A 22,286-nucleotide genomic window follows, 5' to 3' on the forward strand; every position below is an offset into this window, starting at 1 on the left:
TCGCTGGAACACGGGCGAATGATCAAGTAATGGCGCGAACGGGCGGCGCAGATTGGCCCCCTCGGCGGAGACTGCAGCTTAATCCGCCGCATTCTCGGTCGTTTCGAAACCGCCGGCGTCTCGTCGGTGGATAGATTTACTGCCGACTCAAAGGAGAAAACGTAGGATGATCGTTCAAAAAATCGTGACTGCTGTCGTTCTGACGACTCTGGCCGTTGCGCCCGGGCTTGCCCATGCCGCATGCACGCAGCAAGACGTGATGGCGAAGGGCGGACAGCTCAGCCAATTGCTTCAGGCCAAGATGGCGAAAGACCCGACACAGGGACAGGCGCTGATGGTGAAGATGCAGCCGGTCATGCAATCCTACCAGGCTCAGATGACGGCCGGCGGCGCCGTCGATTGGGACAAGATCTGCGGCACATACGACGAACTGATCAAGCAAGCGCAATAAGCCGTTCGCCGTCATTGAAACCGCGCCGCGATCGGCGCCCGCGGCTTTGCCGGGACGCCGATCGCGGCTTTTTCGAAGGCGGCGTCAAACCCGCTGCGTCACGGCGCCAAACTTCTGACGTACCTGCTCGTTGAAGAACCGGCAACTATCGCGCCTCGTCGAACAGAGCCAGGAGCGCTGGATAAAGGCTCGGCGGGCCGGCGATCAGGCGATTGCCCTTCCATAGGCCGTCCTCAGCGAGAAAGTCGCTGACCTTGCCGCCGGCGGCCTCGATGATGGCGAGAGCGCCGAGACAGTCCCAGGAATTGATGTGCGGTTCGACATAGCCGATCAGCCGGCCACAGGCGATGTAACACAGCGTCAACGCCCCTGAGCCATCGCGATAGAACATCGCGCCTTCACGCAACAGTCGGCTGAACAGAGGCAGGAACGCATCGGGACGCACGCGCGGCGAATAGCCGACGCCGACGATGCCATCGTCCAGCCTCGACGCGCCGCTGACGCGGATCGGCTTGCCGTTGAGAGTCGCCTGCCCGCCGCGGCGGCCGATGAACAATTCATCGCGCGCCGGGCTGGAGACGAAGCCCATTTCCAGCACGCCATTGACGACGAGCGCGATCGAAACGCACCATCCGCTCATTCCACTGACAAAGGGTTGCGTGCCATCGATCGGATCGACGACCCAGATGGCTTCAAAAGCCTGCAGATCGTCCCGGCCGGTCTCCTCTCCGAGGAAGCCGTCTTCTGGAAACATTTGCTTCAAACGATCGCGGATCAGGATTTCGGTATTGACGTCCGCCTCGCTCGCCATGTCCTGCTGGCCTTTGCTCTCGACGTGAAGCGATCCGAGATCGCGGAAATAGCCGAGCGCCAGCGCGCCCGCTTCCTCGATCAGACCGGAAGCGAAGGCGAAGCGATGCTGGAGAGAAGCGGCGTCCATCGTGTTGTCCTGAGCGTATCGCGGTTGAAGGGGGGTCAGGCGTCTTTCCAGAGCCAGGCGGCGCCGCGTACGCCGCTCGAATCCCCATGCGCCGCCTTGCGGATCGGCGTCTCGAAGACCGGCGAGAAGGTGTAGCTGGCGAGAGCGCCGGGAAGATCGACATAGAGTTCGTCGATATTGGACATCCCGCCGCCCATCACGAAAATATCGGGGTCCAGCGTGTTGACGACGATCGACAGGCCTCGCGCGACGCGGTCGACGTAGCGGCGCCAGACGAGGCGCGCCAGCGGATCGCCCGCCCGCATTTTCGCGACGATTTCCGCGGCGCTCAGGTCCTGCTGGCTATGCCTGGCGAAGTCGGCCTGAAACGCGCGTCCCGACACCCAGGTCTCCATGCAGCCATATTTTCCGCAATAGCAAGGCGCGCCAGGAATCTCGCTGACGGCCGGGAACGGTAGCGGATTATGGCCCCAGTCGCCCGCGCTATTGTTGGGTCCGTGATGCGCCCTGCCCCCGACCGCGATTCCAGCGCCGGCGCCGCTGCCCAGAATCACCGCGAAAACGACATTGAACCCCACCCCTGCGCCATCGACCGCCTCGGAAGCGGCCAGACAATCGGCGTCGTTCTCGACGCGGATCTCGCGCTTCAGCGCCGCGCGCAGATCCTTCTCGACGGGTTGGCCGAGCAGCCAGGTCGAACTGGCGCCCTTGCCGAGGCGCGACTTTGGTTCAAGCGAGCCGGGAATGCCGATGCCGACGGGCCCGGACTGGCCCGTCTCTGTCTCGATGCGCGCGATCAGGTCGCCGATGAGGCGAATGCATCCATGATAATCATGGCGCGGCGTATCCTCGCGCACCCTGACAAGCTCTTTGCCAGCGGGCGTCAACGCTACGCCTTCGATTTTCGTGCCGCCCCAATCGATGCCGATCAGCATTGCATCCTCTTGCATGTTGCCTCGCGCGGAAATCGCCCGTTCCGCCGTCTTATGCATCCATCCGGAACAGGAGATCGCGATCATGAGAGAAGCTGGCGAGCAGCGGCAGACTGGCGGCGCCCAGCACGCGGGCGTCGCGGCCCATGCTGCCTTCGACGATGTCGATCGGCGCCACGCCCTGCATGTCGATCCCTTGCATTTTTTCGCGCGTCCTCTTGACGATTTCGGCGCGAACCGCCGCGGGGAAGGCGCCGTCGATGACAATCGCCTCGAAATCGATGACCGCGATCGCCGAACCGATCGCCATGCTCAAGCTGTCGGAAACCTGCTCGATCCATGCTTCCAGCGGCGCGCCGAGGCTGCTCCAGTCGTCGGCCTGACTGAGGATCGCCGGATCCTTTCCGTCGCGCCGGATCATGTTCTCGAGGACATAGAGCGACGCGCTGTGAATGAGCCGCCGGGCGGCGCGGCTTTCAGAGGCGAAATCGGGAATCAGCACCGATCCGAGCGAGCCGGCGTAGCCGGCGCGGCCGGGATAGAGGCTGCCGTTCAGCACGACGCCGCCACCAATCAGCGTGGCGACGAACACATAGAGAAAGTTCGCGTAACGGGTGCGGCGGCCGAATGAGAGTTCGGCGGCGCATGCCGCGGTGGCGTCCTTGCAGAAATGCACCGGCCAAGGTACGATCTTGCGCACTTCGCCGGCGATATCGTAATGGCGCCACGCTTCCATCACCGCATGCGGCGTGCCGACCTCGGCCTCCCAACTCCACATTTCGAACGGCGCCGCGATGCCGAGCCCGCATATGCGCGCCTTTTGCGCCTCCGTCAGCGGCGCCGTGATCTCCTCGACGCCCGAGCGAACGAAACGTTCGAGCTGGCGCGGTTCGGGATAGGCATAGGTCGATCGAACGACCCGCCGCACCGCGCCGACGAAATCCATCAGAACGAGATCGGCGCTTCGGCGTCCGAACTTGAAGCCGATCGAGAATGAACCTTCCGGATTGAGCGATAAGGGCACGGACGGCTGGCCGACCTTGCCCCGCTGCGGTTTCTGCTTCAGCAGCAAGCCGTCGCTTTCGAGCTGCTTCATGATCACCGAGCTCGTCTGCGGCGAAAGCCCGGTGATGCGTGCGATCTCGACTTTGGAGAGCCCGCCGCGCGTTCTGACCAACGACAGAATGAGGCGCTCATTGTAGAGCTTGACGCCAGACTGATTGGTGCCGCGCGTCGGCAGGCCGTCGTCGCTCCCTTCATGCGCAACCGCGCTGATATCGCTTGGCATGGAGCCTCCCGGTTCGCCTTACGAGGCCGCCCGGAATCGCACCGGCGCGGCCGCGATGCGGCAGGCCGCGCTAGGACGCGCGGGTCTGACGGACGCGATCCTGTCGATGTCGCGGACTTGTTTCAACAGGCGTCCTCCCGGGCCGATAGAGACGCGACATAAGCGCATCGACTCCAGCGAGTCAATAAATAAATCATTCCGACTTATCTATTGACACATCAGAAAATCGATGGTTGTCTTTATGCGCCTGAATGGTCTGCGCTCACCGCGCCCGCCCATTTATCCAACATAAAATCGTCGTCTGGCTGTAACCAGGCAAGACAAAACAGAACAGCAGGCAAACCTGCTCATCGTCGAAAACTATAGGGAGAGAAATGAGATGTTCAACAAAACGCCTATACGCGCTCTCATCTGCTCGGCATTGCTCACCGCCTTCAGCGGGGCGTCCGCGATGACGGATCAGCCGCTCATCGGCCTCATCACCAAGACCGACACCAACCCTTTCTTCGTCAAGATGAAGCAAGGCGCGGAAGCCAAAGCCAAGGAGCTCGGCGTCAGATTGCAGGCCTATGCCGGCAAGGCGGACGGCGACAATGACAGCCAGGTCGCCGCCATCGAATCCCTGATCGCCGCCGGCGCCAAGGGTTTTATGATCACGCCCGCCGATTCGGCGGCGATCGTGCCGTCCGTCGAGAAGGCGCGCAAGGCGGGTCTGCTGGTCATCGCGCTCGATACGCCGCTCGACCCGATCACCGCCGCCGACGCGACTTTCGCAACGGACAATTTCAAGGCGGGCATGCTGATCGGACAATGGGCGAAGGCGCAGCTCGGCGACAAGGCGGCGACCGCGAAGATCGCGACGCTGGACGCGGAAGCCAATGAGCCGTCGGTCGACTATCTCCGCCACAATGGCTTCCTCACCGGCTTTGGCATTCCGGTCAAGAACCCGAAACATTTCGCCGTGAGCGACAGCCCGCAGATCGCCGGCTCCGACGTCACCGAAGGTTCGGAGGAAGGCGGCCGCAAGGCGATGGAGAACATTCTGCAGAAGGCCTCGGAGATCAACGTCGTTTACGCGATCAACGAACCGGCGGCGACGGGCGGCTATGCCGCGCTAAAGGCGGCAGGCCGCGAAAAGGGCGTGCTGGTCGTCGCCATCGACGGCGGCTGCCCGGGCGTCAAAAGCGTCAAGGAGGGCGTCATCGGCGCCACGTCTCAGCAATATCCGCTGCTGATGGCCTCAAAGGGCGTCGAGGCGATCGTCGAATTCGCCAAGAGCGGCAAGAAGCCCGCCAACACGCCCGGCAGCGACTTTGTCGACACCGGCGCCACGCTCATCACCGACCATCCCGCCGCTGGCGTGAAGTCGATCGACACCGCGGAAGGCGCCAAGCTCTGCTGGGGCTGATCCCGGCGGGCGACCAAACCGCGACAAGTCAATCTCGGCGCTCGCAAGACCTGTCTTGCGAGCGCCGAATGCGTTAAGAGGGGATCAAGCCGCAGGCCCCCGTCGCCTGGATACTATAGAAAACGAATGTCAGCCGGCGGCCGGTCGAAACGATCATGGCGGCCATCGACATAGCGGATCGGCGCCGCCGCCAACTCGTCGGGGTCGACATCGTTGAGCAAGGAAACCTGGACGGCGTAAAAGGCGCCGCCCAGGGCTTCGATCTCGCCGCGCCCAGGCGTGCGAACGCCGCAAGTCTTGCAAAAGTGAAAGAGAATTGTCGGCCGCTCGCGCCCCGGCGGCGTCCATTGATAATCCGCCTGGGAATCGACGCCCGCTGTGAGCCGGAAGCGAGCGGCCGGCGTGAATACCAGCCAGGATCGCGCTTTCGTACAGCTCGAACAATTGCACTTTATTGTTCCCTCGGCGATGTCGACATCCGCTTCGAAGCGAACCGCGCCGCAATGGCAAGCGCCCGAATGTGTTTTCAAAGTCATATTGGAGCCTTCTCCTTTGTCGTCGAAACCCGGCTCGACGAGGTTGCGCTCCTATTACGTGCCCCGAGCGCCGCGAGATACGCGAAGACCGGGTTCCTCTGTCCGCCACGCGGCAGCCCGCCTAAGCCACCGCGACGGAGGCGGCCGCTTCAAGAAGCCAGGGACATTTGATGTAGTCGACGATGCGCACGACGCGGTCGCCGGCCACGCCAAGGCGGATCACCGAGAATGGCGTCAAGCCATCGGCGTCGTCGCGCATGATGATGACGGCCGTTTCGCCATCCACCTCGCCGAGCGCCATGCGCCAGGGGATGATCGGGCGCTCATATTCGACGAAATAAGGCGAGTCGGCGAGGCGTCCGGCGAAACAATCGGCGACGCGCAGCCGCGCATCGGCGCTCGCGAGTTCGCGCACGCCGTCCCAGTCGCGCCGATTGAAGCGCTCGACATAGAGGCGAAGCAATTCCACAAGCTCCGCATTCGCCGCGGGCTCGGCGCGCGGCGCGTCGGTCAGCGTCGCCAGTTTGGCGCGCCCGCGGCTGAGCGCCGCTTTCACGCCGCCAACGGTAGAGTCGACGAGATCGGCGATTTCGTCGAGCGAATAGTCGAAGACGTCCTTCAGCAGCACACAGGCGCGCTCTTTGGGCGGCAGATTGACCACCAGACGCTCGACTGCGCGGTCGACCTCGCGGCCAGGGAGGTCAACCGGCATCACGGAATCGGGGGCCGCGGCGGCGGCTTCGGCCTCCTGCCGCACCTCGCGCCGGCGCAGGAAATCGATGCAGCGATTGTGGACGATCCGGAACAGCCACGGGCTGAGCGGCCGGCTGTCGTCGAATGTATCGAGCTTGCGATAGGCCTCGAACAAGGCCTCCTGCATCACGTCTTCGCCATCGAGCGCGGAGCCGGTCATGCGCGCGCAATAGCGATGCAGCCGCGGGCGCAAGTGAACGATCGTTTCCAGAAACGCGACATAGCGCGCTTCGAAAAGGCCGGTCGAGTCAAGATCGAATGGATTGTTCATAGCGACCACTACGCAGCCGGACGCCTCCAGGATACGTCGCCGCGCCTTCACCCGAACCGATTGTTCCTGGGAAATCCCTTCGGCGGCAGACGCCCCGCTTCGGCGCGATTGCCGATCCAATCCTTGAGCTCGGCGGCGGCGACCGTCCAGTTGCGCTGCGAGGAATCGCGCCAGGTCAGCCCCTCTTTCAGCGCGAACACGCGCGCATCGGCAAGACCGCCGTCCTTGTAGCGCTGCAGGCGCACCCCCTTGCCGCGCGCCATTTCGGGCGCCTGGGCGAGCGGGAAAACCAGCAGCTTGCGATTGTCGCCGATGACGGCGACATGGTCGCCGTCGGCCGGCGTCGCGACGCTCGCCGTCGCCGGCGCATCGACATTGAGGAGCGCCCTGCCCTTGCGCGTCGAGGACAGCATTTCGTCCTGCGCGACGACAAAGCCGCGCCCGTCGCTCGACGCCACCAGCATTTTGGCGCCCGGTCTATGCGGCCAGACGGCGACGATGTCAGAGCCCTCGTCAAGGTCGGCCATTAGGCGGATCGGCTCGCCCTGCCCGCGCCCGCCCGGCAGTTTGGAGGCTTCCAGCGTGAACGCCTTGCCATTGCTGGCGAGCACCAGGATTTTCGATGTCGTCTCGGCGAAGAACGAGATTTTCAGCGCGTCGTCGCCTTTGAAGGCCAGTGTCGACAGGTCGGTCAGATGGCCTTTCAGCGCGCGTATCCAGCCCTTTTGCGAAACCAGCACCGTCACCGGCTCGCGCTCGATCATCGCCTCGGCGAGATCGGCGACGACGACATCGGGCGCGGCTTCGAACGAAGTGCGCCGCTTGCCGAGCTTGGTCTCGGGACCGTATTTCTTCTTGGTGTCGCGGATCTGATAGGCGATCGTCTGCCATTGCTTCTTTTCGTCGCCGAGCAGCTTTTCGATGTCGGCCTTCTCCTTGAGAAGATCGGCCTGCTCCTTTTTCAGCGCCATTTCTTCGAGCCGGCGCAGGGCGCGCAGGCGCGTGTCGAGGACGTAATTGACCTGCGCCTCGCTCAGCGAAAAGCGCGCTTTCAGAACGTCCTTCGGCTCGTCCTCCTCGCGGATGATGCGGATCACCTCGTCGAGATTGAGGAAGACGATGATCATGCCCGCCAGCATTTCGAGCCGGCGTTCGATCGCGGCGAGACGATGCCTGGAGCGGCGCAGCAGCACCTCGCGGCGATGGTCGAGCCATTGCTGCAAGGCCTCGGCGAGGCTCACCACGCGCGGCGTGATGCCATCGACAAGGACATTCATATTCATCGGAATGCGCGTCTCAAGCTCGGAAAGCTTGAACAGGGATTCCATCAGCGTGGCGGGCTCGACCGTGCGGCTCTTGGGCTCCAGCACGATACGCACGTCTTCGGTCGATTCGTCGCGCACGTCGCCCAGCAGCAGCGCCTTGCGCTCATTGAGCAGATTGGCGAGCTGTTCGATCAACCGCGACTTCTGCACGCCATAGGGAATTTCCGTGACGATCGCGACCCAGCCGCCCCGCCCCGTCTCCTCCTTGGTCCAGCGCGCGCGCACCCGGAACGAACCGCGCCCGGTGCGATAGGTCTCCGCGATCGCCGGCCGCTCGTCGATGATGATGCCGCCAGTCGGGAAATCCGGGCCAGGCACGAAGGCCATCAATTGCTCCGATCCCGCCTTGGGATGGGCGATCAGATAGAGCGCCGCATCGCAAAGCTCCGCCACATTATGCGGCGGGATCGACGTCGCCATGCCCACCGCAATGCCCTGCGATCCATTGGCGAGCAGATTGGGAATGGCGGCGGGCAGGACGATCGGCTCTTTGGCGTCGCCTGAATAATTGTCGCGCCAGTCGATCGAATCCTCATCGATCCCCTCGAGCAGCAGGCCCGCGACATCGGTCATCCGCGCTTCGGTATAGCGATAGGCGGCGGCGTTATCGCCGTCGATATTGCCGAAATTGCCCTGGCCTTCGACAAGGGGGTAGCGCGAGGAGAAATCCTGGGCGAGCCGCACCAACGCGTCGTAAATCGCCTGGTCGCCATGGGGATGGAACGAGCCCATCACATCGCCGACGATTTTGGCGCATTTCTTGAACGCCGTGCCGGGATCGAGCTTGAGAATATGCATCCCGTAGAGAATGCGGCGATGGACGGGCTTCAGCCCGTCCCGCGCGTCGGGCAGAGCGCGGCCCATAATGGTCGAGAGCGCATAGGCGAGATAGCGCTCTTCGAGCGCGTCGCGCAGATTGACATTGACGGGCGCCAGGGGCGCGGGAGGGGGAGCGGCTTTGGCCATGGCGGGAGGGGTAGACGAGGAGCTGAGTCGGGGCAAGGTCGGTTATGAACGTGGAACCCCTTCTCCCGCTTCGCGGGAGAAGGTGGCGCGCAGCGCCGGATGAGGGCCTCTCGGCGTGATGGCCCTTTTTCCGTCGCGCCCAGCTTCCGGGCCCTCATCCGACCCGACTTCGTCGGGCCACCTTCTCCCGCGAAGCGGGAGAAGGGAGTTATTTCGGCCGCGCCTCGATCACCACAAAAGCCTGCGCCAGCGGATGCTCATCCGTGATCGTCAGGTGAATGAAAGGTTCACAGCCGGCCGGCATGATCGCCGCCAGCCGCGCTGCTGCGCCGCCCGTCAGGCGCATTGTCGGCTGCCCCGATGGCAGGTTGACCACCCCCATATCGCGCCAGAACACGCCATGGCGCAGGCCCGTGCCGAGCGCCTTGGCGCAGGCTTCCTTGGCCGCGAAACGCTTGGCGTAGGAAGCGGCGCGGGTCGCCCGGCGCTCGGAGCGCCTGCGCTCGATATCGGTGAAGCAACGCGCCACGAAGCGCTCGCCAAAGCGGGCAAGCGTCTCCTCGATCCGGTTGATGTCGCAGAGGTCAGCGCCGATGCCGACAATCACAGCCGTTCAACCGGCATGGGCGCGCCCCTCGGTCATCGCGATGCGCATCGCCTTCACGCTATGGGCGAGGCCGACGAAGATCGCCTCGCCGATCAGGAAATGCCCGATATTCAGCTCCACAATCTGCGGCAGCGCGGCGATCGTGCGCGCGCTGTCGAAGTCGAGGCCATGGCCGGCGTGGCATTCGAGCCCAAGCGCCGCCGTTTGCGCCGCGGCGGCGCGCAGGCGCTCAAACTCATGCGCGGCGCGCGCGGCCTCCCCTTGCGCGAGCGCATCGCACCAGGCGCCGGTGTGCAATTCGACGACCGGCGCGCCCGCCGACGCGGAAGCCTCGAGCGCCTCGCCCGAAGGCTCGATGAACATCGACACGCGAATGCCGGCGCGTTTCAGCTCGGCGACGAAAGGCTTTAAGTGATTGTGGCCGCCCAAAACATCGAGCCCGCCCTCCGTCGTGCGCTCGGTGCGCTTTTCCGGCACCAGGCAGCAGGCATGCGGCTTGAGGCGCAGCGCGATGTCGAGCATCTGCTCGGTCGCCGCCATTTCAAAATTCAGCGGTTTCGAAATCTCGCGCTTCAGGCGGATCATATCGTCGTCGTGAATATGCCGGCGATCCTCGCGCAAATGGGCGGTGATGCCGTCGGCGCCCGCCTCAATGGCGATCAGCGCGGCGCGTACGGGATCGGGCAATGCGCCGCCCCGCGCATTGCGCACGGTGGCGACGTGATCGATATTGACGCCAAGTCGAAGGGGAGCCACGCGGCGGTCCTTTCAATTCTCGCGGCGATCCAAATCCGCGCGCCTGCTTACACCGCGCCGACGCTCGCCCGGCTGCCCGGCTTGATAGCCGGGGTTGCGGCAAGATCGGGCGGCAGCGCGTCGGGCGCATAATTGGGAATGTCGAGGGTGGCGAGAGAAACTCGCCGCACCCCGATATCGGCCTTGCCCCCCGAGCGATCGATGAGACAGGCGGCGCCGATGATGACGCCAGGATGTTCGGCGATGGCGGCGAGACATTCGCGCGAAGAAAGACCCGTGGTGATGATGTCCTCGACCATCAGAACGCGCGCGCCCGGCGCGATCTCAAAGCCGCGGCGCAGCTTGAACACGCCCGCCTCGCGCTCGACGAAGATCGCCTTGGCGCCGAGCCAGCGCGCCGTCTCATAGCCCGGCACGATGCCGCCCAAAGCAGGCGAGACGACGACGTCGATTTTGCCGAACGCCCCGCGCGCCTTGAGGGCGAGCGCGCGGCACAGGCGCTCGGTGCGCGCCGGGTCCTGAAAGATGAACATCTTTTGCAGAAAGACGGGCGAATGCAGCCCCGAGGACAGAATGAAATGCCCTTCAAGCAAGGCGCCCGCCGCGCGGAATTCGTCGAGGACTTCGGTTTCGGTCAGGATTTCGGATTCGGCCATGCGCCTTCATAGCAGGCGACGCGTTGGCGCCAAAGCCCGCCATTGCGCATCGCCCGATCTCATGCGCAGGATTCTTGCAACGCCAATGCCGGAGCCGCCCGATGCGCGAACTCGAATCCATCCGCCTGCCCGAAAAACCCGACGCGACCGCGCCCGACGGAACGCTGGTGCGCCTGCTGCCCACGCTGGCGGGCGGCAGCCTCGCTCATTTCGAACTGCCGGCCGGCGCCGTCTCGCATGCGGTGACGCATAAGAGCGTCGAGGAAATCTGGTTTTTTCTCGGCGGCCGCGGCCAGATCTGGCGCCGGTTCGGCGCGCAGGAAAGCCTCATCGATGTCGAGCCCGGCGTTTCGCTGACGATTCCGCTGGGAACGGCCTTTCAGTTCCGGGCGACCGGCGAGGCGCCCCTGACCTTCCTCGCCATCACCATGCCTCCCTGGCCGGGCGCAGAGGAGGCCGAGCGCGTCGAGGGCCATTGGGCGGCGACCGTCTGAGGCGGTTCAAGGCGCGACGATTAAAGCGGGACGCCTAGGCAATCGGCGTCCCGCTCGCTACGGTCCGCCGCCATCCCGCAGAATCGGATCCCCCATGCCTCATTTCACCGCTTTGGCGACATTGCTCGCCGTGCTGTTTTACGCGCTCCTCAGCGTCCCCGTGAGCCAGGCCCGCGTCAAAGCGGGCATCAAGGCGCCGAGCATGGTCGGCGATCCCGCTTTCGAACGGGCGGTGCGCGTCCAGGCCAATACGCTGGAATGGCTGCCGATCTTCCTGCCCGCGCTCTGGCTCGCCGCCATTTATATCAGCGATCCCGGCGCGGCGGCGCTTGGCGTGGTCTGGATCGCCGGGCGCTTCCTCTACGCGCGCGACTATGCCGAAGCCGCCGAAAAGCGCGGCCGCGGTTTTTACATCCAGGCGATCGCCGCGGCCCTGCTCTGGGTGGGCGCCTTCGTCGGCGTCGTCAAAGCGATGCTGCACACCATCTGACGGCGGCGAACAACGATGGCGGCGCCGGGTGCGGAAGTTTTCCTTGTCCGCCGCCGTCCCGCGTCCTATTTGTCCGCTGCTGGCGGCGACAAAGCGCGCGACGCGCAGCCTGATATTGGGAAATGCCGGATTAGCACAGCGGTAGTGCAGCGGTTTTGTAAACCGAAGGTCGGGGGTTCGATTCCCTCATCCGGCACCAATGATATCAATTATTTAGAGAAAAGACCGTTTGAACGCCGCTTGAATAAACCGGTCTTAAAACGCGGGCTGGCCAATCAGATCGAAAAGCGCGGTCGCATGATTCACGTCGTATAAACGCCGCCCGTCACATTGACGCCCTGCCCTGTCATGAAGCGCGCCGAATTGGAGCACAGGAATACAACCACATCCGCCACATCTTCGGGCGCTTCCAGCCGGCCTAACGGCGTCTGGGCAATATATTCCTTGATCACCTGTTCGGGCGCGATCCCGCGCAGTTTGGCTTCCCATTCGACCTCGCGCGTCTGCATGCTGGTTTTCACGAAGCCGGGACAGACGGCGTTGACGCGAATCCCTTTGGGCGCGAGTTCGCGCGCCAGCGCCTGCGTCCAGCCAAGCACGGCAAACTTGCTCGCCGAGTAATGAGCGAGCAGCGGCGCGCCGACTTTCGCCGCCAGCGAGGCGGTATTGACGATCGTCCCGCTTCCCGAATCGACAAAATGCCGAGCCGCGATCTGGTTCGAAAGAAAGACGCCGCGGGTATTGACGGCGAAATTGAAGTCCCACTCTTCATCCGTCAATTCCAGCGCATGCCGCATCGTGGAAACGCCGGCGTTCGCCACCAAAATGTCGTAGCCGCCAAACATCCGCGCGACGCCGTCGAATCCCGCCTGCACCGATTCCCTTTGACGCACGTCCACGGCAAAGGCGACAGCGCCGCCGCCAAGTTCATCGGCCGCGCGTTCCGCCGCCTTCTGATCGATGTCGCCAATGGCGACGCGCACCTCCTGGCGCGACAGCGCCGCCGCGATGGCGCGTCCGATTCCGGTCGCGCCGCCCGTTACGATCGCCCGCGCTCCCGCAAGTTCGGGGAATTTCGGATTGGCCGGCCCTGTATGCTCCATGGCGAAGTCCTTCATGCGAATGCCTGACATTCATATCAACAAGCGCGATCTTGACGGAAGCGGTTTCGTTTGAAATTGTGCGTTTAAGTGCTATTTCGGGCAGCGCAGCGCGTGTTTTTGCGCGAGCGGTCGCTGATTTCAGGTCGGGTCCATGCAACCAGCAGCGCGCGCGTCCTGCGTCTTCAGCGGACGGTCCAGATTTCAGCGCCTGCGGGATCGCTTTTCGCGCACGCGCTAGCCCCGCGCGCCGCCGACGGACGGATACCCGATCGCGGCGCGTTCTTTCATTCTCTTATGAAATTCCAGCATGGAGCATTCAATGATTTTCGACTTCTTTGGCGCCAAGAAAAAGGCCGTTATCGCCATGGCCCATATCGGCGCCCTGCCCGGCTCGCCGCTTTATGACGCGGACGGCGGCGTCGACAAGTTGATCGAAGGCGTTTTGAAGGATGTCGAGCGCCTGCAAAAAGGAGGCGTCGACGCCGTCATGTTCGGCAATGAGAATGATCGCCCCTATGTCTTCAAGGCCGCCCCGGAGGGCGTCGCCGCCATGACGGCGGTGGTCCAGGCCGTCAAGCCCGTTTTGACCGTGCCGTTCGGCGTCAACTACCTCTGGGACCCCGTCGCCAGCATCGCGATCGGGGCGGCGACCGGCGCCAGATTCGTACGGGAGATTTTCACCGGCGTCTTTGCGTCGGACATGGGCGTCTGGCAGCCCGATTGCGCCGCCGCATCGCGTCTGCGCCATAATCTGGGCCGCGACGACATGAAGATGCTCTTCAACATCAACGCCGAATTCGCCCATTCGCTGGATGCGCGTCCGATCGAATTGCGCGCCAGGAGCGCCCTCTTTTCCTCGCTCGCCGACGCTATTCTGGTGTCAGGGCCGATAACGGGCGAACCCGCCGATCAATCCGATCTGCAAAAGGTCTGCGCAACCGTCAAAGACATCCCCGTCTTCGCTAATACAGGCGTCAATATCGACAATGTCCGCGACGTGCTGGCCATCGCCAGCGGCGTCGTCATCGGCACCCATTTCAAGATCGATGGCCACACCTGGAATGCGGTCGACGGCGAGCGCGTCAAGCGCTTCATGAATGTCGTGGAGACGCTGCGCTGACGCGCGGATAGGAATGGCCTGTGGCGCCGAGCGTCAATCCGGTACGCCGGTGGAATTTCGCCGCGATCGAAGCCGCTTGCGACTCGGCAAAGCCAGGCGCCAAAAAGGTAACCCCGAGCGGCAACCCATCGGCGCGAAATCCATTGGGAACCGCGACGCCGCAGAGCCCCATCAGATTCACAAAATTGGTATAGATTCCAAGCTGCGCATTCAGCCGGATCGGATCAGCCGATATTTCGTCCTTGCGATAGATCGTCGGCGTCGTGGGAACCATCAGAACCTCGATGTGCTCCCAAACCGGCCGCACGGCGCATTTCAACTCGGCGATCCGATGAAAGGCCCGAAAAGCATCCTTCGCGGAATATTGTCCGCTCTGCTCCAGAATCGCGAGCGTGACGGGATGGATATGGCTTCGGTGACGCTCCAGCACGGGGTCAAGGGTCAACGCGCGTTCCGCGATCCAGGGCCCATCGTAGAGGATGCGTTGCGTTTCCTCGAAAGCCGCGAAATCCACCTCCACCAACTCGCCGCCCATCTCGCCCATGCGAGCGACGGCTTCGCCGAACAACCGCTCGGCCTCGATATCGCCAAAAAATCGAAGCGCGTCTCCCTTGGGGACGCCGAAGCGAAAATGCGCGGGCGGCGCTCCGACATCGAGCCGAACCTTATCCGCTTCGGGCCTGGAAAACGGATAGCTCGCGTCAAATCCCGCGATGCGTTCAAGAACCGCCATGCCGTCTTCGACGGTCAGCGCAAAAACCGACACCGTCTCGATTGTCTTGACGCAGCCGCCGCCGCTGACGCAGGCGTTGCTGACGAGACCGGGCGTCGGCTTCACGCCGACGATATTGTTAAAGGCGGCGGGAACCCGGCCCGAGCCCGCGGCGTCATTGGCGATCGAGAAGCTGCACAGGCCCGCAGCGACGGAGACCGCGGATCCCGAGCTTGAACCACCCGAAATATAGTCTTCGCTAAAGACAGACGAACAGGCGCCATAGGGCGTGCGCATGCCCACCAGACCAATGCCGAATTGATCCATATTGGTCTTGCCGATCAATAAAGCGCCAGCATCGAACAGGCGCGTGATCGCCTGTCCGGTCGATTGCGCGATATAGGCGCCTTCCGGCAGGCCGTTGGTCGTCGGCAGGCCCGGAATATCGTTGCAGTCCTTCACCGAAAACGGGACGCCCCAGAGCGGGCGGCCGTCATAGCCCGCCGCCTCCAGCGTCCTGGCCGCGGCCAGCGCCTTTTCCCTGGCGACAAGATGGATCCAGACGCTGTCCTCGCCGCGACGCGCAATGCGATCGTAGATCGCTTCGACGACCGCGCTCGGCTTGAGCGATCCCTTGGAGTAGGCGTCGCGCAGCGTCGAAAGATCAAGACTGCCCGTTTCATGGGACCAAACCATCGCCTAGGCCTTATCCTTTTGAGGAAGGCGGCGCTTTCAACGCCGCAAGAACAGCCGCGCTATCGGCGACGGCGCCGAACAATCCGTTGCCGAAAGCAGTGATGCGCAATTGCGCCTCATGAAATCCGATCTGCGTCCCGGCGCAGGCGTCGGCGATCGCCAGACATTCAAACCCATGATCGTTGGCCGCGCGCATGCTGGCGTGCATAAGACCGTCCGTCGGCAGGCCCGCGATCAGGAGATTGCGGATGCCGGCGACGCGCAATTGGGCGGCAAGATCGGTCCGAAGAAACGCATTGTCGCCCGCATGATCGACGATCGGCTCTCCGCGGCGCGGCGCAAGCGCGTCAGCGATTCCGCTATTTGGCGGTACGTTCTCGCCTCCGTGTCTCGACGCCATAGGATTGGCGCCGGCGCCGAGCGTGCGGCGGGAAAAGATCACGCGAATCCTAGCCGACCGAACCGCCGCCAGAATGCGCCCGGCGACCGCCGCCGCTTCCGCGGCGTCCAGCGTCGCGATGGCCTCGGTCTGAAATCCAAACAGCAGGTAGGCGGTCGTCCCTACCGACCATCGCCCGTCAAAAGGCCAGGGATAGGGATTGGCCGCAATTTGCGGAAAACAACTCTCGACGCCCGCTTCAGACAAGGCTGTCGGCTCCCAACGCGCGCAGAAGCGACTCGGAAGTCGCGACCGAACCCCAGCGTCCGCCAAACGCCTTGAGAATATCGAGCGTCGCCACGTGATTGCGCGTCTCCACGGCCGCCGTGCAATCTTCGAGCAAAAGGCATTCAAAACCGCATTCGAAAGCATCGCGCATCGTCGATTGAACGCAGCAATCGGAAGTGACGCCCGTTATGACCAGATGGGTCAGGCCGCGCGAGCGAAGTTGATCTTCGAGATCGGTCGCGTGGAACGAAGATTTGCCTGGCTTGTCGATGACGAGTTCGCCAGCGATCGGCGCCAATTCCGGCACGATTTGCCATCCGGGCTCGCCGCGCACCAGGATACGTCCTGTGGCGCCGCGATCGCCGATGCCCAACCCATGCGCGCGGGTCCGCCATTGCTTGTTGGCGGGCAGGTCGGACAGATCCGGTCTATGGCCCTCGCGCGTGTGAAAAACGGTCAGGCCGGCGTCCCGCGCAACATTCAATATGGCGCGGATCGGCTCAATCACAGACCGGGTGTTGCTGACATCTTCGCCGAGCTGATCGACCCATCCTCCGGGAGCGCAAAAATCGATCTGCATGTCGATGATCAGAAGGGCGATCCTCGCGTTATGCGCCGGCTCCGTACGCGGCCATAGAGATTTTCGCGCGCCCGTCACGGCTTTGCGTCTGTCGCGGTTCGCGCGCGGTTCATGTCGCGGCCACAATCACGCGAACCGCCGCCGCCGAAAGCGCTTCGGCGAGGTCGGCCGGCGGCGGCTGATCGGTGACCAAAATGTCCACCGCATCCAGGCTCGCAATGCGCGACAAAGCGCGGCGGCCGAATTTCGAGGCGTCGCATAGCACCACGACGCAATCGGCGCTTTCGATGAAGGCGCGCTTCACTTCAGTGTCTTCGGGCGAATAGTCGTAAAGGCCGGCCGCGTTGATGCCGGAAACGCCGATGAAGGCGCGATCGAGAAAGTGATTTTTGAGGTAGTTGGTCGCGTTGGCGCCGACGACGGAAAATTCCGGGATGCGCACCTCGCCGCCCAGGATATAGACGGGACTTCTGGCTTCCGCGAGCCGCATCGCGGCATGCATGCTGTTGGTGAACAGGATCAAGTCGTCGCGGGCGACGAGTTCGTCGACGAGCGTGATGATCGAGGTCCCGACATCCAGGCCGATCGATTCGCGCGGGCCGACGAGTTCCGCCGCCGCCCGGGCGATCGCGATCTTGGCGTCGGTGTTTTGCCGCAAGCGCTGTTCAAAAACCGGCTCGTCGGCGTCGAAACTCGAAGGATCGTTTTCTGACGGCGCGACGGCGCCCCCGTGTGTGCGCGTAAGAAGGCCCATCTGCGCGAGCACCACCAGATCTCGCCGGATCGTCATCGCCGATACGCCGATCTCCTGCGCCATATCCGTGACGGAAATGAATCCGTTGCGCTCGAACGCCGCCATGATCCGCGCATGCCGAACGGCGGCGAGCATACGGCCTTGGCTGGATGGATTAGAACCGGCAGCTATCGCGTCGTTTTTCGTCATTCCCTTCCGTCCGCAACCTCGCCGCAGCAGTCGCGCCATGGGTCCCGGGGCTTTGCGAACGGGAGCGTGTTCAAACTCAAGCCCGCCAGACATAACATGGGTTTCAATGTCAGCAAATGTCCTTTATTGTTTTTATATGATAAATTTTGTTAAGTCGAAGGAAGCAACGATGCTGGGTCTTCGCCTGGATGGGGTGAGCAAGTCTTACGGCAAGGCGGAGGTGGTTTGCGGCGTCGATCTCGACGTCTCGCAAGGCGAGTTCGTCGTGATTCTCGGCCCGTCGGGATGCGGCAAGTCGACCCTTTTGCGCATGATCGCCGGCCTTGAGGACGTGTCGGCGGGCCAGATCGAGATCGCCGGCCAGATCGTCACGCATCTGCCGCCGCGCCGGCGGGAATGCGCGATGGTGTTTCAAAATTATGCGCTCTATCCCCATCTGACCGTTCGCGACAATATTGGCTATCCCCTGCATGTGGCGGGCGTCGCCAAAAGCGAGATCAAGGCGCGCGTCATCGAGGTCGCGCGGATCGTCAGCCTTGGCGATTATCTCGACCGCAAACCCTCGCAACTCTCTGGCGGTCAGCGTCAGCGCGTCGCGATGGGACGCGCCATCGTCCGCAAGCCGAAATTGTTTCTGTTCGACGAACCGCTGTCCAACCTGGACGCCAAGCTCAGAGTTCAGATGCGCGCGGAAATTCGTCAGTTGCAGGAACGACTCGGCGTCACCTCGGTCTTCGTCACCCATGATCAGGTGGAAGCGATGACGCTCGCCGATCGGATCGTCGTCATGAACGCGGGGCGGATCGAACAGGTGGGGCCGCCGACCGAAGTCTACCGAAGGCCAGCCAGCCGCTATGTCGCGTCCTTCGTCGGCGCGCAGCCGATGAGCTTTCTCGACGGCTTCCTATCCAGTGACGGCGGCGGCCTCGAGATTCCCGGAGCCGGGTCGATTCCGTTGGGCTTCACGGCGCCGCCTGACGAGCGCGGCCGCCCTGTCGTCGTCGGCTTGCGCGCCGAGGCCGTACGGGTCGCGGGGCCGGAGACGGGAACCCTTCGCGGAACGGTCGTCTTTACCGAAGAACTCGGCCCCCATGCGATCCACCATGTCCAGGTCGGCGCCGTCGAAGTTCTCGCGCAAGGCGTCTCCGGAACTTTGCTCCATGACGCCAACGTCCTGCTCAGCGTCGAGGCGCCGGTTCATCTGTTTGAACCCAAGACGGGTCGACGCGTGGAATTCGACCCCGCCCTGGCGGCCGCGTAGGACAAACGCCTGGCCTCGGCTTCAGATCAGCTCATGCCTTTGGTCAGGCCCTGGACGAAATAGCGGTTGAGCAGCAGCGCCATCAGGATGATCGGCAGGGTCGAGAAATGCGCGAGCGCTCCCATCGTGCCCCAGGAGACGTCCTTGGTGCCATAGGCCGATAGAAGCGCGACCGAAAGCGGTTTCGAATCCCCGGTGGTCATGAAGGCGGGCGTGAGAAAATCGTTCCAGGCGAGCATGATGCTGAACAAGGCGCTGGCGATGACGCCCGGCATGACGAGCGGAATGCCCACGAAGAAGAAGGCCCCGAAAGCGGTGCGCCCGTCGAGTTGCGCCGCATATTCGGCTTCTGGCGGGACGGCGCGAAAATAGGAAAACATCATCCACACGACGAAGCCGGAGCTGAGCGTCGCATCCAGCAGGACCACCGACCAAACGGTCCCGAGGAGCCCGACGTCGCGCATGATCAGATAAAAGGGCATAAGCGTGACGACGCGCGGCATCATCCTCACGGCGAGAAGACAATAGGCGATAGTGATTGCATGACGCGATCGACTGCGCGCGAGGGCGTAGCCGCCGGGAACGCCGAGCACGAGCGCCAAAGCGGTCGCGCCCAGGCTGATCGCGAGGCTGTTGTAGACAAGCTTGGAAATGTCGAACAGGCTGAACAGAACTCGAAAATTTTCAAGCGTAGGGGTGAAGAAAAGTTTCGGCGGCAAGCTGAATATGTCGACGGCGGGTTTGTAAGCGGTCGCGGCCAGCCAGACGACCGGCGCCAGGAATGCGACGACCGCCAGCGCGACGGCGGCGCTCTGGGCCGCTGAACTCAAGCGCCCGACGATCGTTCGATTCATGGCGCCGCCTTCCTGTCATAGCGGTTGATCAGAACGAAAAAGACGCTGGCCATGACTGCGACAAGCGCCAGCATTAGAGCGGAAATCGCGCTGGCGGTTCCGATATTGAAGAATTCCAGACCCTCCTTGACGGCGCGGATCATCAGAACGTTTGTCGCGTCGCCCGGGCCGCCGTTGGTGGTCACATAAATCGTGTCGAACACCATCGACGCGTCGATGACGCGCAACAGGAGGGCGAGAAGAATCGTCGGCGTCATGACGGGGACGATGATGGTCGTAAACCGCTGCCAGGCAGTGGCGCCGTCCACCTCCGCCGCCTCCAGAAAGCTGGACGGGATGGACTTCAGGCCGGCGAGCAGAATGAGCATCATCAGCGGGGTCCATTGCCAGACATCCATCGCGACGATGGTCGCCAGCGCGGTCTGCGGCGAGCCGAGGAAGCCTCGCTCGCTGGAAATTCCAAGCACGCGCGCCCAATAGCCGATCGGGCCATAATCGGGCGTCAGAAGCGCGCGAAAAATCAGGCCGGTGGCCAGAGGCGTCACGGTCACCGGCACGAGAAGCAAGGCGAGGCTGACGCGGTTGATGAGCCGGTCGCGCCACAGCAACAGCGCAAGCGCAAATCCCGCGACGAACTCGAGGATCACCGCGCCGGCGACGAAGGCAAGCGTATTGAAGATGGCGGTTCTGGTGCTGGGATCGGTCCAGAGCGCGACATAATTCTCAAGACCCACAAACGCGGTTCGCTGCGGGCGCAACAGATTGTAGCGGAACAGGCTATAGCTCAGGCCGACGACCGCCGGCCAAACCGCGCAGGCGAGCACATAGAGGATCACCGGCGCCGTTAGGCAGAAGAAGAACAGCCGGCGCCGCGCTTCGAGGGGCTCTCCGGGCGGCAGGAGGCGCGCGCGCAATCCAAACCAATCGAAGGGGCCAGCGACAGCGAGAGCCGTCGCCGGCCGCTTCGGCGGGCCGGAGGAAGAAAATCCGGACTCCGTCACTCTTTGAAGACAGCCAACGCCCGGCTCTGCGCATCGTCAAGAGCGGCTTTCGGGTCGGAATTGCCGGCCAGCACCGCATTGACGGCCGAGCCCAGAATGTCCTGGATCTCTGGATATTCAGGGACGCGGGGACGGAAGTCGCCGTTGCCCTTTTCGAAGGATTCGCCGATCACCGGCAGGAACGGGAACATGGCGTTCAGCTCGGCGTCCTTGATGCTGCTCTTTCGAATGTAGCCGCCGCCGCCAAGCTTCGCGAGCTCCTTCTGGATCTCCGCGCTCGTCAGCCATTTGATGACCTTCCAGGCCGCCTCCTGGCGATCCTTGGTTATGTCGCCGTTGATCGACAATCCCCAGCCGCCGATGCCGTATTGCTGCGGCGCGCCTTGACCTGGCGGGGCCTTTACGACGGCGAATTTGCCGACAATTTTGGACTTGTCGGGATCGCCGTAGCTCGAGGCGCCGACCGACCAGGTCTGCATCGTGGCGGAAATGCCCTGACGGAAGGATTCCTCGCGCCCGCCCCAATCATAATCCACCGCGCCTGGAGGCGCAGCCTTGTCGAACAGAGCCTTGTAGACGGTGAGACTCTTGATGTTGGAGGGGGAATTGATCGCGGGCTTTCCGTCCTTGTCGAGAATGGATCCGCCCAGTTCCGCGTTATACTGCATCCAGTCCTGAGCGACGGCCGGCCCTTTCTGGCCATTGGCGACCCAACCATATTGGCCCTTCTTGCGATCGGTCAGTTTCTCGGCGTCCGCCTGCAATTCCTCCATGGTCGCCGGCGCCGCCAATCCGGCGGCGTCGAACAGGTCCTTGCGATAGACCAGCACATTGGCGTAGCCGGAGAACGGCATGGCGATCTGAACGCCCTTGTAATTGCCAAGGGAGTTCATCACTACGGGATAGATGTCGTCGGGTTTGATTTCGTCCTTGTCGCGCTTGATGAGCGCATCGAGCGCGATCACATGGCCGCCCGTCGCATATTGACCCGATAGGACATTGTCCATCGTGATGATGTCGTAGCCTGCGGTATGGCCGATGAAATCGGCGGTGGTCTTGGTCATCAGCTCGCCGTAGTTCATGATGTCGACCTTGATGCCGACGCCGGTGTCTTTTTTGGCGCGATCGGCGAGCTTGGCCATGGCGGCCCCGAAGGGGTCGTTCATCGACGCGATGTTGAGGGTGATGTCCGCCGCCGCGGCGCCCGCCGCCTGGAAGCCAAGGAGAGCGACGGTCGAAAGAGCGATCCATGCGGTTCTGCGATATCGGAGCATTTTCATCTTCCACGCGCCTCCTCTAAGGGGGTTATCCCGACCTGCGTTGAAAACATAAAGCAAGTCACATGCCACTTGCAACAGGATCGAACTTGGTCAAACATAGTCAAACATTTCTAGACAACGAGCGATAGCAACAGGCGCTGCGCAAGAGACAGAGACTCGATGCTAAAGGCTGGGCAAAAGACCAAAAAAGAGGCGG

23 protein-coding genes and 1 tRNA gene are annotated in these 22,286 nt (G+C 63.1%); 7 read left to right on the top strand and 17 right to left on the bottom strand.

From position 1 onward, the window contains the following. Positions 1-166 precede the first annotated feature (166 nt). Positions 167-451: a hypothetical protein gene (locus GSQ90_RS29370; RefSeq protein WP_158818539.1), complete on the top strand. Its 285-nt coding sequence runs from the start codon at positions 167-169 to the stop codon at positions 449-451. A 145-nt stretch (positions 452-596) separates the two neighbouring features. On the opposite strand, the gene GSQ90_RS29375 is transcribed toward GSQ90_RS29370, so the two are convergent. The 3 genes from GSQ90_RS29375 to GSQ90_RS29385 are packed head-to-tail and all read right to left on the bottom strand — an operon-like array spanning position 597 to position 3,611. Beyond that, complete coding sequence (locus GSQ90_RS29375; RefSeq protein WP_158818540.1) at positions 597-1,391, bottom strand: inositol monophosphatase; 795 nt, start codon at positions 1,389-1,391, stop codon at positions 597-599. Between the two features lie 35 nt (positions 1,392-1,426). Further along, positions 1,427-2,341, bottom strand: a complete 915-nt coding sequence (locus tag GSQ90_RS29380; protein WP_246731831.1) for an ROK family protein — start codon at positions 2,339-2,341, stop codon at positions 1,427-1,429. Positions 2,342-2,375: 34 nt separating this feature from the next. Further along, positions 2,376-3,611: an ROK family transcriptional regulator gene (locus GSQ90_RS29385; protein ID WP_158818541.1), complete on the bottom strand. Its 1,236-nt coding sequence runs from the start codon at positions 3,609-3,611 to the stop codon at positions 2,376-2,378. A 379-nt stretch (positions 3,612-3,990) separates the two neighbouring features. Here GSQ90_RS29385 and GSQ90_RS29390 point away from each other — a divergent pair, with 379 nt between their 5' ends. Next, the gene (locus GSQ90_RS29390; RefSeq protein WP_158818542.1) at positions 3,991-5,019 is read left to right on the top strand and encodes a sugar ABC transporter substrate-binding protein; all 1,029 of its coding nucleotides are present in this window, start codon (positions 3,991-3,993) and stop codon (positions 5,017-5,019) included. A gap of 113 nt (positions 5,020-5,132) precedes the next feature. On the opposite strand, the gene GSQ90_RS29395 is transcribed toward GSQ90_RS29390, so the two are convergent. The 6 genes from GSQ90_RS29395 to pyrE form a co-directional block, all read right to left on the bottom strand. Next, complete coding sequence (locus tag GSQ90_RS29395; RefSeq protein ID WP_158818543.1) at positions 5,133-5,555, bottom strand: GFA family protein; 423 nt, start codon at positions 5,553-5,555, stop codon at positions 5,133-5,135. A gap of 121 nt (positions 5,556-5,676) precedes the next feature. Further along, positions 5,677-6,579, bottom strand: coding sequence for an RNA polymerase sigma factor (locus GSQ90_RS29400; protein ID WP_158818544.1), 903 nt, complete (start codon positions 6,577-6,579; stop codon positions 5,677-5,679). A gap of 47 nt (positions 6,580-6,626) precedes the next feature. Further along, positions 6,627-8,870: a DNA topoisomerase IV subunit A gene (gene parC, locus GSQ90_RS29405; protein WP_158818545.1), complete on the bottom strand. Its 2,244-nt coding sequence runs from the start codon at positions 8,868-8,870 to the stop codon at positions 6,627-6,629. A gap of 208 nt (positions 8,871-9,078) precedes the next feature. Beyond that, positions 9,079-9,477, bottom strand: coding sequence for a holo-ACP synthase (gene acpS / locus GSQ90_RS29410; protein ID WP_158818546.1), 399 nt, complete (start codon positions 9,475-9,477; stop codon positions 9,079-9,081). 6 nt (positions 9,478-9,483) lie between these two features. Next, positions 9,484-10,233, bottom strand: coding sequence for a pyridoxine 5'-phosphate synthase (locus tag GSQ90_RS29415; RefSeq protein WP_158818547.1), 750 nt, complete (start codon positions 10,231-10,233; stop codon positions 9,484-9,486). Between the two features lie 47 nt (positions 10,234-10,280). Then, positions 10,281-10,871, bottom strand: coding sequence for an orotate phosphoribosyltransferase (pyrE, locus tag GSQ90_RS29420; protein WP_158818745.1), 591 nt, complete (start codon positions 10,869-10,871; stop codon positions 10,281-10,283). A gap of 119 nt (positions 10,872-10,990) precedes the next feature. Between pyrE and GSQ90_RS29425 the strand changes: the two genes are divergently transcribed. From GSQ90_RS29425 to GSQ90_RS29435, 3 genes are all read left to right on the top strand, one after another. Beyond that, positions 10,991-11,383 (top strand): cupin domain-containing protein, encoded by a 393-nt coding sequence (locus tag GSQ90_RS29425; RefSeq protein ID WP_210255011.1) that lies wholly within the window; start codon positions 10,991-10,993, stop codon positions 11,381-11,383. A 94-nt stretch (positions 11,384-11,477) separates the two neighbouring features. Continuing rightward, positions 11,478-11,873 carry an MAPEG family protein gene (locus GSQ90_RS29430; protein ID WP_158818548.1) on the top strand — a complete coding sequence of 132 codons (396 nt, stop codon included), beginning with the start codon at positions 11,478-11,480 and terminating at the stop codon, positions 11,871-11,873. Positions 11,874-11,997: 124 nt separating this feature from the next. Next, positions 11,998-12,072: transfer RNA gene (locus GSQ90_RS29435), tRNA-Thr, on the top strand. Between the two features lie 103 nt (positions 12,073-12,175). Here the strand turns inward: GSQ90_RS29435 and GSQ90_RS29440 are convergent. After that, positions 12,176-12,991 (bottom strand): SDR family NAD(P)-dependent oxidoreductase, encoded by an 816-nt coding sequence (locus GSQ90_RS29440; protein WP_246731832.1) that lies wholly within the window; start codon positions 12,989-12,991, stop codon positions 12,176-12,178. Positions 12,992-13,295: 304 nt separating this feature from the next. Here GSQ90_RS29440 and GSQ90_RS29445 point away from each other — a divergent pair, with 304 nt between their 5' ends. After that, positions 13,296-14,096, top strand: a complete 801-nt coding sequence (locus tag GSQ90_RS29445) for a BtpA/SgcQ family protein (RefSeq protein WP_158818549.1) — start codon at positions 13,296-13,298, stop codon at positions 14,094-14,096. Here the strand turns inward: GSQ90_RS29445 and GSQ90_RS29450 are convergent. Genes GSQ90_RS29450 through GSQ90_RS29465 form a run of 4 tightly spaced genes read right to left on the bottom strand, consistent with a single transcriptional unit; the run spans position 14,068 to position 17,694 of the window. Continuing rightward, on the bottom strand, positions 14,068-15,504 hold the full coding sequence (locus tag GSQ90_RS29450; protein ID WP_158818550.1) for an allophanate hydrolase: 1,437 nt from the start codon (positions 15,502-15,504) through the stop codon (positions 14,068-14,070). The two genes, GSQ90_RS29445 and GSQ90_RS29450, sit on opposite strands and share 29 nt — an antisense overlap. Before the next feature lie 10 nt (positions 15,505-15,514). Further along, the gene (locus tag GSQ90_RS29455; RefSeq protein ID WP_158818551.1) at positions 15,515-16,150 is read right to left on the bottom strand and encodes an isochorismatase family protein; all 636 of its coding nucleotides are present in this window, start codon (positions 16,148-16,150) and stop codon (positions 15,515-15,517) included. Further along, complete coding sequence (locus GSQ90_RS29460) at positions 16,143-16,829, bottom strand: cysteine hydrolase family protein (protein ID WP_256366638.1); 687 nt, start codon at positions 16,827-16,829, stop codon at positions 16,143-16,145. The genes GSQ90_RS29455 and GSQ90_RS29460 overlap by 8 nt, the downstream gene beginning before the upstream one ends. 31 nt (positions 16,830-16,860) lie before the next feature. Further along, on the bottom strand, positions 16,861-17,694 hold the full coding sequence (locus tag GSQ90_RS29465) for a DeoR/GlpR family DNA-binding transcription regulator (RefSeq protein ID WP_158818553.1): 834 nt from the start codon (positions 17,692-17,694) through the stop codon (positions 16,861-16,863). Positions 17,695-17,863: 169 nt separating this feature from the next. Here GSQ90_RS29465 and GSQ90_RS29470 point away from each other — a divergent pair, with 169 nt between their 5' ends. After that, positions 17,864-18,955, top strand: coding sequence for an ABC transporter ATP-binding protein (locus tag GSQ90_RS29470; RefSeq protein ID WP_158818554.1), 1,092 nt, complete (start codon positions 17,864-17,866; stop codon positions 18,953-18,955). 26 nt (positions 18,956-18,981) lie between these two features. On the opposite strand, the gene GSQ90_RS29475 is transcribed toward GSQ90_RS29470, so the two are convergent. The 3 genes from GSQ90_RS29475 to GSQ90_RS29485 all read right to left on the bottom strand — a co-directional run bounded on the left by GSQ90_RS29475 (position 18,982) and on the right by GSQ90_RS29485 (position 22,090). Then, complete coding sequence (locus GSQ90_RS29475) at positions 18,982-19,809, bottom strand: carbohydrate ABC transporter permease (protein WP_158818555.1); 828 nt, start codon at positions 19,807-19,809, stop codon at positions 18,982-18,984. Further along, a complete protein-coding gene (locus tag GSQ90_RS29480) occupies positions 19,806-20,723 on the bottom strand; it encodes a carbohydrate ABC transporter permease (protein WP_158818556.1) in 918 nt (305 codons plus the stop codon). The genes GSQ90_RS29475 and GSQ90_RS29480 overlap by 4 nt, the downstream gene beginning before the upstream one ends. 83 nt (positions 20,724-20,806) lie before the next feature. Next, a complete protein-coding gene (locus tag GSQ90_RS29485; protein WP_158818557.1) occupies positions 20,807-22,090 on the bottom strand; it encodes an extracellular solute-binding protein in 1,284 nt (427 codons plus the stop codon). Between the last annotated feature and the right edge of the window lie 196 nt (positions 22,091-22,286).

The organism is Methylocapsa sp. S129, from assembly GCF_009765995.1.
In the GTDB taxonomy this organism is placed as follows: Bacteria; Pseudomonadota; Alphaproteobacteria; order Rhizobiales; family Beijerinckiaceae; genus Roseiarcus.

Coding starts and splice junctions, on each gene's coding strand:
- GSQ90_RS29370 (WP_158818539.1), top strand. CDS start 167: ATGATCGTTCAAAAAATCGTGACTGCTGTCGTTCTGACGACTCTGGCC.
- GSQ90_RS29390 (WP_158818542.1), top strand. CDS start 3,991: ATGTTCAACAAAACGCCTATACGCGCTCTCATCTGCTCGGCATTGCTC.
- GSQ90_RS29475 (WP_158818555.1), bottom strand. CDS start 19,809: ATGAATCGAACGATCGTCGGGCGCTTGAGTTCAGCGGCCCAGAGCGCC.
- GSQ90_RS29465 (WP_158818553.1), bottom strand. CDS start 17,694: ATGACGAAAAACGACGCGATAGCTGCCGGTTCTAATCCATCCAGCCAA.
- GSQ90_RS29440 (WP_246731832.1), bottom strand. CDS start 12,991: ATGAAGGACTTCGCCATGGAGCATACAGGGCCGGCCAATCCGAAATTC.
- GSQ90_RS29485 (WP_158818557.1), bottom strand. CDS start 22,090: ATGAAAATGCTCCGATATCGCAGAACCGCATGGATCGCTCTTTCGACC.
- GSQ90_RS29425 (WP_210255011.1), top strand. CDS start 10,991: ATGCGCGAACTCGAATCCATCCGCCTGCCCGAAAAACCCGACGCGACC.
- GSQ90_RS29445 (WP_158818549.1), top strand. CDS start 13,296: ATGATTTTCGACTTCTTTGGCGCCAAGAAAAAGGCCGTTATCGCCATG.
- GSQ90_RS29385 (WP_158818541.1), bottom strand. CDS start 3,611: ATGCCAAGCGATATCAGCGCGGTTGCGCATGAAGGGAGCGACGACGGC.
- GSQ90_RS29380 (WP_246731831.1), bottom strand. CDS start 2,341: ATGCAAGAGGATGCAATGCTGATCGGCATCGATTGGGGCGGCACGAAA.
- GSQ90_RS29375 (WP_158818540.1), bottom strand. CDS start 1,391: ATGGACGCCGCTTCTCTCCAGCATCGCTTCGCCTTCGCTTCCGGTCTG.
- GSQ90_RS29470 (WP_158818554.1), top strand. CDS start 17,864: ATGCTGGGTCTTCGCCTGGATGGGGTGAGCAAGTCTTACGGCAAGGCG.
- GSQ90_RS29450 (WP_158818550.1), bottom strand. CDS start 15,504: ATGGTTTGGTCCCATGAAACGGGCAGTCTTGATCTTTCGACGCTGCGC.
- GSQ90_RS29400 (WP_158818544.1), bottom strand. CDS start 6,579: ATGAACAATCCATTCGATCTTGACTCGACCGGCCTTTTCGAAGCGCGC.
- parC (WP_158818545.1), bottom strand. CDS start 8,870: ATGGCCAAAGCCGCTCCCCCTCCCGCGCCCCTGGCGCCCGTCAATGTC.
- GSQ90_RS29395 (WP_158818543.1), bottom strand. CDS start 5,555: ATGACTTTGAAAACACATTCGGGCGCTTGCCATTGCGGCGCGGTTCGC.
- GSQ90_RS29430 (WP_158818548.1), top strand. CDS start 11,478: ATGCCTCATTTCACCGCTTTGGCGACATTGCTCGCCGTGCTGTTTTAC.